13 protein-coding genes are annotated in these 12,171 nt (G+C 60.6%); 6 read left to right on the top strand and 7 right to left on the bottom strand.

All coding sequences use genetic code 11. From position 1 onward, the window contains the following. Nucleotides 1–11 precede the first annotated feature (11 nt). The 4 genes from LRO94_RS18615 (at nucleotide 12) to LRO94_RS18600 (ending at nucleotide 4,459) form a co-directional block, all read left to right on the top strand. Nucleotides 12–935 (top strand): ABC transporter substrate-binding protein, encoded by a 924-nt coding sequence (locus LRO94_RS18615; RefSeq protein ID WP_032887252.1) that lies wholly within the window; start codon nucleotides 12–14, stop codon nucleotides 933–935. Between the two features lie 12 nt (nucleotides 936–947). Then, a complete protein-coding gene (locus LRO94_RS18610; RefSeq protein ID WP_179178719.1) occupies nucleotides 948–2,531 on the top strand; it encodes a flavin monoamine oxidase family protein in 1,584 nt (527 codons plus the stop codon). Nucleotides 2,532–2,542: 11 nt separating this feature from the next. Further along, on the top strand, nucleotides 2,543–2,965 hold the full coding sequence (locus tag LRO94_RS18605; RefSeq protein ID WP_032887256.1) for a RidA family protein: 423 nt from the start codon (nucleotides 2,543–2,545) through the stop codon (nucleotides 2,963–2,965). 159 nt (nucleotides 2,966–3,124) lie between these two features. Continuing rightward, nucleotides 3,125–4,459 (top strand): LLM class flavin-dependent oxidoreductase, encoded by a 1,335-nt coding sequence (locus tag LRO94_RS18600; RefSeq protein ID WP_179178720.1) that lies wholly within the window; start codon nucleotides 3,125–3,127, stop codon nucleotides 4,457–4,459. A gap of 3 nt (nucleotides 4,460–4,462) precedes the next feature. Here the strand turns inward: LRO94_RS18600 and LRO94_RS18595 are convergent, their stop codons facing one another. The 4 genes from LRO94_RS18595 to LRO94_RS18580 form a co-directional block, all read right to left on the bottom strand. Continuing rightward, a complete protein-coding gene (locus LRO94_RS18595) occupies nucleotides 4,463–5,020 on the bottom strand; it encodes a hypothetical protein (RefSeq protein WP_233896859.1) in 558 nt (185 codons plus the stop codon). Next, the gene (locus LRO94_RS18590; protein ID WP_179178721.1) at nucleotides 5,017–5,391 is read right to left on the bottom strand and encodes a hypothetical protein; all 375 of its coding nucleotides are present in this window, start codon (nucleotides 5,389–5,391) and stop codon (nucleotides 5,017–5,019) included. The genes LRO94_RS18595 and LRO94_RS18590 overlap by 4 nt, the downstream gene beginning before the upstream one ends. Nucleotides 5,392–5,497: 106 nt before the next feature. Next, on the bottom strand, nucleotides 5,498–6,073 hold the full coding sequence (locus LRO94_RS18585) for a hypothetical protein (RefSeq protein ID WP_233896858.1): 576 nt from the start codon (nucleotides 6,071–6,073) through the stop codon (nucleotides 5,498–5,500). Then, nucleotides 6,070–6,984, bottom strand: a complete 915-nt coding sequence (locus LRO94_RS18580; RefSeq protein WP_179178722.1) for an NAD synthetase — start codon at nucleotides 6,982–6,984, stop codon at nucleotides 6,070–6,072. Before LRO94_RS18580 ends, LRO94_RS18585 begins: the two co-directional genes overlap by 4 nt. A gap of 184 nt (nucleotides 6,985–7,168) precedes the next feature. Between LRO94_RS18580 and LRO94_RS18575 the strand changes: the two genes are divergently transcribed. Next, on the top strand, nucleotides 7,169–7,657 hold the full coding sequence (locus tag LRO94_RS18575) for an Hcp family type VI secretion system effector (protein WP_122765563.1): 489 nt from the start codon (nucleotides 7,169–7,171) through the stop codon (nucleotides 7,655–7,657). 48 nt (nucleotides 7,658–7,705) lie between these two features. After that, a complete protein-coding gene (locus LRO94_RS18570) occupies nucleotides 7,706–7,888 on the top strand; it encodes a hypothetical protein (protein ID WP_179178723.1) in 183 nt (60 codons plus the stop codon). Here LRO94_RS18570 and LRO94_RS18565 read toward each other — a convergent pair. The 3 genes from LRO94_RS18565 to LRO94_RS18555 form a co-directional block, all read right to left on the bottom strand. Continuing rightward, nucleotides 7,863–9,194: an OprD family porin gene (locus tag LRO94_RS18565; RefSeq protein WP_179178724.1), complete on the bottom strand. Its 1,332-nt coding sequence runs from the start codon at nucleotides 9,192–9,194 to the stop codon at nucleotides 7,863–7,865. The genes LRO94_RS18570 and LRO94_RS18565 overlap by 26 nt on opposite strands. Nucleotides 9,195–9,256: 62 nt before the next feature. Beyond that, nucleotides 9,257–10,798, bottom strand: coding sequence for an MFS transporter (locus LRO94_RS18560; RefSeq protein WP_099600909.1), 1,542 nt, complete (start codon nucleotides 10,796–10,798; stop codon nucleotides 9,257–9,259). 9 nt (nucleotides 10,799–10,807) lie between these two features. Then, nucleotides 10,808–12,016, bottom strand: a complete 1,209-nt coding sequence (locus LRO94_RS18555) for an aspartate transaminase (protein WP_099600910.1) — start codon at nucleotides 12,014–12,016, stop codon at nucleotides 10,808–10,810. Between the last annotated feature and the right edge of the window lie 155 nt (nucleotides 12,017–12,171).

The following is a 12,171-nucleotide window of genomic DNA, read 5'->3' as shown; positions in this document are numbered from 1 at the left end:
AGTGACTGCCCATGTTTATCTCTACCGCTCGTATCGGCCTATTGGCGCTTGCCGTCAGCACCGCACAAAGCGCATTTGCTGTGCAGCAGGTCGACCTCAGCCCCGACCGCGTGCGCGTTCATGTGCCGCGCAACGAGGCGGCCATCGCGCAGATCCCGCCGGGCTTCAAGTTCGCCCAGCCGGGCAAGTTCACCGTGGCTGTGTCCGGCGTGGCCGGACCACCCCTGGCGCTGCTGGCCAGTGACGACAAAACCACCATCGGCAGCGAAGCCGACACCGCGCAACTGGTGGCCGACAGCCTTGGCCTGCAACTCAATGTGGTGCAGACCAGTTGGGAGGATTGGCCCCTGGGCGTCAGCTCGGGCAAGTACGACGCGGTGATCAGCAACGTCACCGTGACTGAGGCGCGCAAGAAGCGTTTCGACTTCGCCACCTATCGCCAGGACGTGCTCGGCTTCTACGTCAAGACCACCAGCAAGATCTCTGAGATCAAACAGGCTGCGGATATTGCTGGGCTGAAGATCATCGTCGGCTCCGGTACCAACCAGGAAAAAGTCCTGCTGGCTTGGAACGAAGCCAATGAAAAGGCCGGCCTCAAACCCGCGCTGTTGCAGTACTTCGACGACCAGGCCGCCGCGCAATTGGCGGTGCAGTCCGGGCGCAGCGATGCGCTGTTCGGGCCTAACTCGGTGTACGCCTATTCGGCGGCGATCACCGGGGGCATCAAGCGCGTCGGCACGGTGAACGGTGGCTGGCCGTTGCAGGCCGACATCGCTGTGACCACGCGCAAGGACAACGGCCTGGTCAAGCCTATCCACACCGCCCTGGAAGGCGCGATTGCCGGCGGCCAATACGAACAGGTGCTGCAACGCTGGGGCCTGGATGTGGAGCGCGTCGACAAGTCGCTGATCAACCCACCGGGCCTGCCGGATTAAGGAGCAATCGACATGGGACTGACACGACGTGAAGCGTTGTCGAGCATAGCGGCGGTAGGCGGCGAAAAAGCCGTCAAGGATGCACTGGCGGCATTAGGTTTGGGGCCGTCGTCGCATCGCCGTCCGCAACCGTTGAAACTCAAGGAAGGCTTGGGGCAAGGCACCCGCGTGCTGGTGTTGGGCGCCGGGATCGCCGGTCTGGTCACCGCCTTGGAGCTGACCCGCGCCGGGTTTGACGTGCAAGTGCTGGAGGCGCGTGAGCGGGTCGGGGGGCGCACCTGGACCCTGCGCCATGGCGACCGCGTGGACTACAAGGATGGCCGCACGCAAACGGCGGCATTCGATCAAGGGCATTACTTCAACGCCGGCCCGGCCCGGATTCCCAGCCAGCACCGCACGATCCTCGACTATTGCAGTGAGCTTGGCGTGCCGTTGGAAGTGCTGGTCAACAGCAGCCATGGCGCCCAGGTAAGGCCCGATGTGCAAAAGCCGGCGTTCAGCGTTGGCCAGGCGATCAATGATGCGCGGGGGCACTTGTCCGGCCTGCTGGCCAAAGCCGTGCAGCGTGATGCCCTTGATGATGTGTTGAGTACTGAGGAACGCACGCGGTTGCTGGCGTTTTTGCAGGTGTACGGCGATCTGTCCCAAGCGCTGGCCTTTGAGGGCACGATTCGCTCGGGGCACCTTGAGTCTCCTGCCCATCCGGGCGCGTTGCCGGCCAGTCGCAGCCCGTTGACGCTGGATCAACTGCTGCACCCGGAACTGTGGGGCGCATTGCTGCACACCGAGTTTCCGGAGTTTTCGGCGACCATGTTCCAACCAGTCGGCGGCATGGACCGCATCACCGACGCGTTCTATCAACGGGTGAGTGATCACGTGCAGTTGGGGGCCGTGGTGCGTCAGATCCGCCAATTGGAGGACGGCGTGGCGGTGACCTATCACGACCAGCACAGTGGCCGCGAACAGGTGGTGCGTGCCGATTACCTGATCTCGACGTTGCCGCTGCCGTTGCTGGCCAAACTCGATACCGACTTCAGTGACCCGATCAAAGCCGCGCTGCTCAGCACCCGCAGCGACCAGGCGACCAAAGTGGCGTGGCAATCCCCGCGCTTCTGGGAAACCGACTACCGCACCTATGGCGGGCTGTCGTGGATCGAACATCCTGCGCGCCTGTTGTGGTACCCGAGCAACGACCTCAATACCCGCGAAGGCCTGCTCGTAGCCGGCTATGTAACCGGCGAGGGCGCCGATGCGTTTGGCGCAAAACCCTTCACCGAGCAATACGCCACGTCCAGAGAAGCGGTTGAATTGCTGCACCCCGGTTTCTCCAAACACCTGCGTAACCCGCTGGCCGTGACCTGGGAACAGATCCCCTACAGCGAGGGCCCGTGGTTGCAACGCGAACACTTCCCGGCTGACGCAAGCAGCCTGCTCGAAGCCGGCCATGGCCGTGTGTACTTCGCCGGCGATGGTCTGGTGCAAAGCGGCGTGGGCATCTGGCAGGAATCGGCGGCCAACTCGGCGCGGCATGTGATCGCGCAACTGGCCGAACGGGTAACCCAACAACGACAGGTCGCGGCACTCGCCGCCTCTTAAGGAGACACACCATGAGCGACAGCATTCAACGTACCAGCGTCGGCGATTTTCCGATCTCGCAGACCGTCACCGTGCCGGCGTCCGCCAGCCTGATCTTTGTCAGCGGGACCTTGCCGGACGCTGCCGATCCTCAGGTGCCGGGGGTCTATGGAAACACCGAAGTACAGACGGTTTCGGTATTCAACAAACTGCGCAAGGTTCTTCAGCAGCAGGACCTGGATCTGGGCGATATCGTGCAATTGCGGGTGTTTTTGGTGGGGGCTGAAGAGACCGACGGCAAGCTGGATTTTGCCGGGTTGCAACGTGGGTATACGCAGTTCTTCGGTACGCCGGAGCAGCCGAACAAACCGGCACGGACGGCGTTGCAAGTCGTCGCGCTGCCATTGCCCGGAGCGTTGGTTGAAGTCGAAGCCATCGCTGCCCGCACAGCCTGATTCACGCGGTTAACAGTGTGGAAGGGGGCTTGGCCCTTGATGAGGGCGTGTTAGTTGATGCCTCTTTGACTGACCCGCAGCCATCGGGGGCAAGCCCCCTCCCACAGTGTGATCTTTTTTTTGCCAGTCAGTCCTCATGTTCGTTATGGAGAAATCCCTATGTCCACCTCACCCCGGCAACTCAAATTCGGTGCCATCCTCACCGGTGTCGGCACTGCGCAAAACGAATGGCTGCACCCGCAAATCCCCGGCGATGCCAGTGTCGATATCGACTGGTACCGTGCCCAGGCGCAACAGGCAGAAGCGGCCAAATTCGATCTGGTCTTCATCGTCGACAGCCCCTACATCACCCCGGATTCCGCGCCGCATTTCCTCAACCGTCTGGAGCCACTGACCCTGCTTTCGGCCATCGCCGGTGCGACGTCGAAGATCGGCCTGGTGGCCACGCTGACCACGTCCTACACCGAACCCTTCAACGTCGCCCGCCAGTTTGCCTCGCTGGACCTGATCAGCTGCGGCCGCGCCGGTTGGAACGTAGTTACCACCGGCCTGGAAGGCGCGGCTGGCAACTTTGGCCGTGAGCAGCATATTGATCACACCGAGCGCTACCGCCGCGCGGCCGAGCACCTGAGCGTGGTGCAGGGGCTGTGGGATTCCTATGAAGACGACGCCTTCGTGCGCGACAAGGCCAGCGGCGTATTCCTCGACCCGCAACGCCAGCATCGCCTCGACCACCAGGGCGAGTTTTTCTCAGTGACCGGCCCGTTGAACATCGCGCGTTCAGCCCAGGGCCAGCCGGTGATTTTCCAGGCGGGTATTTCCGAGTCAGGCCGCAGCCTGGCGGCGAATTACGCCGAAGGCATTTTTGCCGGCGTGGGCAATTTTGAAGACGCCCAGGCGTATTACAGCGACATCAAAAAACGGACTGCTGCCGCCGGACGTAACCCTGATCACGTGACCATCCTGCCGGGCATTTCGCCGATCATTGCCGACACCGACGAACAGGCCCAGGCCATCGACCGCGAGCGCAATGGCGAGCTGGACCTGGACAAAGCGCTGGTGCAACTGGGGCGGCCGTTCAACTACCACGACTTCAGCCAATACCCATTGGATGAACCCTTCCCGGAGCTGGGCGACCTGGGCAGCAACGGCTATCGCGGCCATGCCGAAAACATCAAGCAAGTCGCCCGTGACCAAGGACTGACCCTGCGCCAGGCGGCGCTGCGTTTTGCCAAGCCGTTCTCCAGCTTTGTTGGCTCGCCCAAGACCGTGGCCGACGAGATCGAACGCTGGTTTGTCGAAGGTGCGGTGGATGGTTTCAACATCCACGTGGGCGCACCGGATGACTTCGCGCGGTTTACCGACCAAGTGCTGCCGTTGTTGCGTGAGCGTGGGTTGTTTCGCAGTGAGTACAGCCACAGCACCTTGCGTGGGCATCTTGGGCTGCCGGTGCCGGTGAATCGGCACACGGCTGCGCGGAGCGAGGCGGCCTGAGGGTTACCACCATTTCCAGCGGCCCTGTTGTTTCAGGGTCGCGATGATGGCTTCGCGTTTGTGGCGTAGCTCTACCGACTTTTGCCGCAGTTCGCGGCAGCGGTTGCTGTTGAGGATCAGCAGGCCGACAAGTGGGCCGAGTAGGGCCAGTGCGTAGAGATAGGTGTTGGGGCGCCACAGGATGGCGGGTAGGGATATCAGCAGGCAGAGGAGGTAGATCGCGACGTTTATCCATACCCAATGGATTCGGCCGTAGAGCACTTCGTATTTGGCCAGGGCGAAAACTGCGGCGACTACCATGCCGCCAATAAAGGATGCGTTAGTGGATGTATGAATAGGAAGTGCAGAAAAATAGGTCATTGCGACCAGCAGCGTTACCAACCCTATTGAAAAGCATCCTGCAATAAGGTCGGCGCCTATTATTGGCATGAAGCGTCTTAGGAGTTTGCGCGGATCTTCGATAAAGAGCTCTGAGTGATAGGCATCTTCTCCTGTCATCCCTTTCCCGTCGTTTATGCTTTTAAGGTTGTTCAGACTGTTGGTTTTTCTTCGCTTATTCACTCGGTCACCTCTTCGTATAGACCGATTGCGAGTGTCTTGACGTTTCCGTTCATTGCACTGCTGGTAAACCCCAATGTTGCTGCCAAGGCATCTCTTATATGGTTGGCGGTGGCTTGTTTCATTTCGGTTGCGCTAATGCGTTTGGACGCCCGACCCGCTGCCTGTTCCAACTTGAGTAGCTGAGTGGTGAGGCGTGGGTCGCGGATTCTGAGCAACTCGTTGTTCAGTTTTGCCCGCTCTTGTCGGGATAGACCGCTAAGGACTTGTCGCAGGTTTTTTCCTGTCACGCGCGTAGCAGTGTTAGCCGCTTTAACCGTTACAAGCGCCGAGCTTGTGACGCCGAGCAACGCCACACCATCCAGGACAGTCATTGCAGCGTCATACCATGCATTCAGCCACAGCACCTTGCGCGGGCATCTTGGGCTGCCGGTGCCGGTGAATCGGCACACGGCTGCACGGAGCGAGGCGGCCTGAGGGTTACCACCATTTCCAGCGGCCCTGTTGTTTCAGGGTCGCGATGATGGCTTCACGTTTGTGGCGTAGCTCTACCGACTTTTGCCGCAGTTCGCGGCAGCGGTTGCTGTTGAGGATCAGCAGACCGACCAGGGGGGCGACGAGGGTCATAGAGTAGAGATAGGTGTTGGGGCTGTAGGCGATGGTGGGAAGGGATGCCAGCAGGCAGGTGAGGTAGATCGCGACGTTTATCCAGACCCAGCGGGGGCGGCCGTATAGCACCTGTAACTGGGAAATAGAAAACACCGCGCTTATTGCTAAGCCGATAAAGAACCAATTTCGTAACATCGTACCCTTAGGCGCTCCGGATAGATAAGTGCCCAATATCAGCACCCCGGTCATGGCAATTGAAAAACACCCGGCAAGCATCCAGCCGCCGATGACTGGCATATAGCGTTTGAGCAGTGGTCGTGGATCTTCTATATAAAAAATAGAGTAATAGAGATCTTTTCCAGTCATCGTTTTCCAGTCAGGAAAATTACTGCTACTACTGTCGTGCCCTAACTTCTCGAGGGTTTTCAACGCTCTCCGTTTTTTCATTGTTTGAACTCCTCATAGAGGCCGATAGCGAGCGTCTTAACGTTCCCCGAGGCCATACTGCTTGAAAATCCAAGCGTTGCAGCCAATACATCTCTTATATGGTTGGAGGTGGCCTGTTGCATGTTTGTCGCACTGATGCGTTTGGTGGCGGTTCCAGCGGCTTGTTTCAGCTTGAGCAGTTTTGTGGTCAAGCGCGGGTCTTGGATTCTGAGCAGCTCGTTGTTGAGTTTTACTCGTTCTTGTCGGGTAAGCCCTCTTAACACTTGTTGAATGGGTTTTCCCGTGACTTTCGTACTTAAGCTGATAGTTTTTATCGCCGTTAGGGCGGATGTAGTCACCCCTAGTAGTGCAATGCCGTCCAGTACAGCGACTGTCGCTTGATACCAATCCTCGCCGTCGAGACGATCTATCGTTTGCGGGCTAAATGCTTCAACACCGGTTCTGCCTAATCCGATAAGACATTGCGCAGTACTCGCAGCCGCAGCTCCTGTGGCGACAAAGGAGATCACCGCACTGGCTCCCGCAGTGAATGGCATAAACATAAACCCACTCCAGATCACCACCCAGCTCAGCAGCGCCCCTGTACACGTCACGGCCGTAATGAGTGCCTCGCTCATCCATTCCGACTCTCGAGGCTCATGCTCCAACATCCGCTTGAACTCCACCGGCCCCACATACCTCGGCGCTTCCCGCAGCACCACTTTGATCGGCCGCACGCTGCAAATCGCCTGGAACTCCCGCAGTACCACCACGTTGAACTCCCCATCGATATACACCACCCCCGCACCAATCAACGCCGGGTCGGCGTCTATGGCGAAGAACAACCGCCGCAGGTCGAGGCTGCTTTCAATGCGTTGGCGTGTGGTGCGGTGGGCTGAGGGGAATCCATCCTTGAACAGAGCGGCCGTCATTCCTTAACTCCTTTTTTTGGGAGCTGAGAGAGTAAATACGCCGCAACTGGGATGAATGTCGGAAGCTTCGCCATTTACAGTCGGGTACGTCCTGAAGCGATGTTGACGTCTTGTATGCCCGCTCCTGATTGAGGAAAAGTGCGCGCCACGTCACTTCCGGCGGACCACAGGACAAGGAGCCAACATGGCAGTCGACATGTTTTTGAGACTGGGCGACATCAAGGGTGAATCGCAAGACTTGGCCCATCGTGACGAGATCGATATCACCAACTGGGGGTGGGGATTATCGCAAACGGGCTCGATGCATTCCGGCACGGGAGGCGGTTCGGGCAAGGCCGACTTCACCAACCTGAACCTGACCAAACCCCTGGATAAATCCAGCCCCAACCTGATGATGGCGTGCGCCACCGGCAAGCATTACCCCGAAGCCAAATTGGTGGTACGCAAGGCCGGCGGAACCAGCCCGGTGGAGTATCTGGTGATTACCTTGAAGGAAGTCATGGTGGTGTCGTACAGCACCCGCGCTGACACGGCCGATGATGTTTTGTACGACAGCATCGCCTTGAACTTCGCCACCGTCGACGTCAGCTACCAGCCGCAGAAGGCGGATGGCGCCAAGGACGGTGGGCCGGTGAAGTTTGGCTGGAATATTCGGCAGAACGTCAAAGTCTGATCCCTTGCCGCCAACCCGGTTGTCTACCCGCTCGACGGCAATGCGACGATGGCAGCGTTGGGCACCAAACTGCTCAACCGCCTGTTCCTCAGCCCCATGCTGCTGCGCATCGAACACAATGTGCCCACCTTCGACTGCATGCCGCAGGTGGGCGAGGGCGCCCAGCATGACCCGCTGACCACGTGCCCAGCGGCGCCGCCTGTGCTTAGAGGATGTTCAACGGGTAGCTGACAATCACCCGATGCTCATCACTGTCCCGTTGGGTCGTCACTTCAGTGCGCAACGACGCATGGCGCAGGGCAATGCTCAGGTTCTTCAGCGGCCCCTGCTGGATCACGTAGCTCACCGTCAGGTTGCGCTCCCACTCGCTTTTATCCCCTGTGGGCGTGCGGATGTTCGAGCCGCTTTCGTACATGCCCATAAAGCTCAGGCCTGGCACGCCGACCGAGGCGAAGTCATAGCCGTAACGCACCTGCCAGGTGGTTTCCCCGGCGCGCTGGAATTTGCCGATCATCGACTCGGTCATGAAGTAGGCCGTGGAACCGTCACCCTGGTTCAACCACACCGCATCGCTGTCGCCGCTGACCTGTTGCAGGCCAGCGGCAATCGTGTGGCCGTTGACCAGGTAGGTGAATTGGGCGCTGCTCAGGCGGCTGTCGACCTTGCCCTTGGTCACGCCGTTGCCGTAGTAGCCGAAGGTGTAGAACGCTGGGTCGTTGCCGTTGGCGCCGTCGGAGCGGTTGTCGAAGTGGCGCAGGTCGGTGCGCAGGGTGCCCGGGCCGATCTGCCAGTCGTACTTGAGGCCCAGGAAGTTCTGTTTGTAGAAGTCCTGCAGGTTGCCGTAGTAGTACTGCAAGGTCAGGTCTTTGGTCGGTTTGTAGTCGACGCCGCCGTAGTAGAACTTGTTGACGAACTCACCGGTACGCGCGTTGTTGGCGCCGGGAATCGACATGCCCATCTGGTCGCTTGAACCACGGCCCTTCACGTGTTCCAACTGGCCGAGGGTGAAGGTGAAATGGTCCAGGTCCTTGGACTGCACCTGCCCGCCATTGAAGGTCTGTTGCAACATGCGGTCGGTGGACATCACCACCGGCAGCATCGGCACCAGAGTGCCGTATTTCAGCTCGGTCTTGGCAAAGCGCGCCTTGGCCGTCAGCCCCAGGCTGCCGAACTCATCCACTGCGCGGCCATCGCTGTCGGTGGGGAACACGTTGCCGTTGAACGCGGTGCTTTGCGGGTTGTAGTGGCGCCCCTTGCCGGAGTCCAGACGCACACCGAACATGCCGATGGCGTCCATGCCGAAGCCCACGGTGCCTTGGGTGTAACCGGACTCGAAGTTGGCGATAAAACCCTGGCCCCATTCCTGGGTGTAGTTGGGGTCGGCGGCGCCGCTGCGGTTGTCGGCGTTGCTGAAGAAGTTGCGGGCCAGCACATTTAGCTTGCTGTCTTCCACCAGGCCTGCGGCGTAGCCCTGCTGGGCGATGATCAGGCCACAGAGGCCGGCGAGTACGGTTGGTGCGCGATTGAAAAGCTCCATTGGTGTCATCCCCATGTGTGATTGGTTTTTTGAGGGCAGTCAAAAGCGGCAGTGAAAGTTTTCTATTTTTTTTCAGGAGCGGGAGCAACGGTGGCCGGCACGACGTGCAGTCGCACCGGCGGTAAGCGGTACAGGATGAACAGGGCGAGCACGCCAATCCCCGCGCACAGCAGCAGGCCCACGCCCACCGACTGGGCCAGCGCATCGCGGGCCAGCTCCAGCCATGGCGTGGCGTCGAGATTGGCGTGCAACAGCACTTGTGGGTCGGCATACAGGGCAATGCCCTCGGCGTGGCCCGCCGCAAGAAACACCCGTTGCAGATGGGTGCTGTAGAGCAGGTTGACCAGCACGCCCATGCCGGCAGTGCCGAGCAAACCGCCCACCAGACGCAGGGATTGAGTGAGCGCGGTGGCGATGCCGAGGAACTGCCGTTCGGCCAGGGTCTGGGTGAATACCGTGAGGTTGAGCAGGATGAATCCCAGGCCCAACCCGGCCAGTAGAATCAAGCCAAGCAACTCATTGAACGACGCGCTTCGTCCGACCACTGCCAACCCCAGGCACGCCAGCAGCAACGCGACAAAACCGGCCAGCGGCAACCAGTTTGGGTTGCGCAAACGGGTCACGATGCGGCTGTTGACGATGGCGCCGAGGGTGATGCTCAACGCCAGCGGTGTGATCAACACACCGGCGTCCTGAGGCGAATACCCGTAGGCGCCTTGCAGTAAGAGCGGCAGGTAAAACAGCAGCGAAAACATGATCGCCCCGGCGGCCACCGACAGCGTGAACAGCAGTTGCAGGCTCGGCAGGGTGAACAGCGCGGCCGGCAACAACGCATGCGGGCAACGCCGCTCCCAGTGCCACAACGCAATGATCGCCGCGATGCACCCCAGACCTAACGCCGCGCTGAGTGCGAGGCTCGAATGCCCCAGCCATTCCACAAACAATTGCAGACTGCCCAACGCCAGCGCGATCAACAGTGCGCCGGGCCAATCCAGACGAATGCTGCTGTGTTGTTGCGGGCGATACCACGGCAGGAAACGCCAGGCAATCAACAGCGCCAGGCAGCCCAACGGTAGGTTGATATAGAACACCGAGCGCCAGCCGAAGGCGCCGGTGAGATAGCCCCCCAGCCCCGGGCCGATGGCATTGACCACGCTGAACAGCGCACTCAACAGCATCTGCCAGCGCAGGCGCTGGCGGGTGTCGGGAAACAGTTCGGGGATACAGGCGAACGCGGTGCCGATCAACATGCCGCCGCCGATGCCCTGCAACGCACGGCCGATCACCAGCACCAGCATGTCGTTGGCCAGGGCGCAGGCCAGGGACGCCAGAGTGAAGATCAACGTGGCGGCCAGTACGAACGGCTTACGCCCGTAGTAATCCCCCAGCCGCCCGAAAATCGGGATGGTGACGATGGACGCCAACAGATAACCAGTGGCGACCCATGCATAGAGTTCAAAGCCGTTGAGCTCGGCCACGATGCTCGGCAACGCGTTGCCGATCACGGTCTGGTCGAGCGCCGAGAGCATCAGCACCAACGAGATGCCAATCATCGCCAGCAAGGCTTGCTTGAAACTCAGGGGAGGGTGGGCCGCCGCGGTCATCGTCGATCCTCAGCGCAACGCGGCAACGGCAGCGGCAATGCGCGCGCAGCCTTGGTCGAGGGTGCTGATGTCGGTAGCAATCGACATGCGAAAGAACGGTGCCAGGCCATAGGCCGTGCCCGCCACTACCGCCACGCCCTGGCTTTCGAGCAGGTACATCACCACTTCGCTGTCGCTGTTGAGGGTTTTACCCTCGGCGGTTTTTTTACCTAGCAGACCGCCGCAGTTCACATACAGATAGAACGCGCCGTCCGGCTTGCGGCAGCTCAGGCCGGGGATTGCATTGAGCAGTTCAAGGCAACGGTCGCGTCGTTGCTGGTACACCTCGACGCTGTGTTTGACGAAGTGTTGGTCGCCGTTGAGCGCTTCCAATGCCGCCGCCTGACTGACTGAGCAGGCGTTACTGGTGGACTGGGATTGCAGGGTCGCCATGGCGCCGATCAGGTCGGCGGGGCCGGCGGCATAACCGATGCGCCAGCCGGTCATGGCGTAAGTCTTGGACACGCCGTTGACCACCAGGGTGCGGTCCTTCAAGGCCGGTTCAATGGCCAGGATGTGTGGGTTGTCCAGACCGTCGAAGCGGATGTGCTCGTAGATGTCATCGGTCATCAGCAGCACCTGCGGATAGTCCAGCAGCACGTCGGCCAGGGCGCGCAGTTCGGCGTGGCTGTAGCTGGCGCCGGTGGGGTTGCTCGGTGAGTTGAGCAGCAGCCAGCGGGTGCGCTCGGTGATCGCTTCGCGCAACTGTGCTGGGGTCAGCTTGAACCCGTTGTGTTCCGGGCAGGCCAGGGTCACCGGCTCGCCTTCGCAGGCCAGGACCATGTCCGGGTACGACACCCAGTAGGGCGCAGGGATCAGCACTTCATCACCGGCGCCTAGGGTGGCGGCGAAGGCGTTGAAGATCGCGCTCTTGGCGCCGCTGGTCACCAGTACATGAGCGGCGGTGTAGCTCAGGCCGTTCTCGCGGGCCAGTTTATCGACGATGGCCTGGCGCAGTTCCGGGGTGCCGGCGTTTTGGGTGTAGCGGGTTTCACCGCGCTCGATGGCCGCGCTGGCGGCTTGGCGGATGTGGGGGGGGGTATCGAAATCCGGCTCGCCCACTACCAGGTTGATGATGGACTGGCCTTGGCGACGCAGCTCGTTGGCGCGGTCGGACGCGGCGCTGCTGGGCGATGGTTTGATGCGTTGCACACGGGCGGCGATGCGGGAGGCGGTCACGGGCGTTCCTCGATGATGGCGTTGATGGCGTCACAGTACGAGGGCCGGGCGAGGGGGCCATAAGACGAGTTTGTTCTGGGTTGATAGGCAGTGCTTATGGCTGGGCTTGCACCAAGCAGGTGCGTCCAGGCCTGGCTGCTCCGAGCGGGTGCTTT

The sequence above is a fragment of the Pseudomonas sivasensis genome (assembly GCF_021391435.1).
Classification (GTDB): Bacteria; Pseudomonadota; Gammaproteobacteria; order Pseudomonadales; family Pseudomonadaceae; genus Aquipseudomonas; species Aquipseudomonas sivasensis.
Note: the sequence above shows the minus strand (reverse complement) of the source record. Positions and strands in the feature narration are given on the sequence as shown.

Excerpts from the sequence above, each read along its gene's own strand:
- LRO94_RS18560 (WP_099600909.1), bottom strand. The coding sequence starts at position 10,798 with ATGACCGCGGCGGCCCACCCTCCCCTGAGTTTCAAGCAAGCCTTGCTG.
- LRO94_RS18610 (WP_179178719.1), top strand. The coding sequence starts at position 948 with ATGGGACTGACACGACGTGAAGCGTTGTCGAGCATAGCGGCGGTAGGC.
- LRO94_RS18615 (WP_032887252.1), top strand. The coding sequence starts at position 12 with ATGTTTATCTCTACCGCTCGTATCGGCCTATTGGCGCTTGCCGTCAGC.
- LRO94_RS18590 (WP_179178721.1), bottom strand. The coding sequence starts at position 5,391 with ATGACTGTCCTGGATGGTGTGGCGTTGCTCGGCGTCACAAGCTCGGCG.
- LRO94_RS18585 (WP_233896858.1), bottom strand. The coding sequence starts at position 6,073 with ATGAAAAAACGGAGAGCGTTGAAAACCCTCGAGAAGTTAGGGCACGAC.
- LRO94_RS18565 (WP_179178724.1), bottom strand. The coding sequence starts at position 9,194 with ATGGAGCTTTTCAATCGCGCACCAACCGTACTCGCCGGCCTCTGTGGC.
- LRO94_RS18600 (WP_179178720.1), top strand. The coding sequence starts at position 3,125 with ATGTCCACCTCACCCCGGCAACTCAAATTCGGTGCCATCCTCACCGGT.
- LRO94_RS18580 (WP_179178722.1), bottom strand. The coding sequence starts at position 6,984 with ATGACGGCCGCTCTGTTCAAGGATGGATTCCCCTCAGCCCACCGCACC.
- LRO94_RS18605 (WP_032887256.1), top strand. The coding sequence starts at position 2,543 with ATGAGCGACAGCATTCAACGTACCAGCGTCGGCGATTTTCCGATCTCG.
- LRO94_RS18570 (WP_179178723.1), top strand. The coding sequence starts at position 7,706 with ATGGCAGCGTTGGGCACCAAACTGCTCAACCGCCTGTTCCTCAGCCCC.
- LRO94_RS18575 (WP_122765563.1), top strand. The coding sequence starts at position 7,169 with ATGGCAGTCGACATGTTTTTGAGACTGGGCGACATCAAGGGTGAATCG.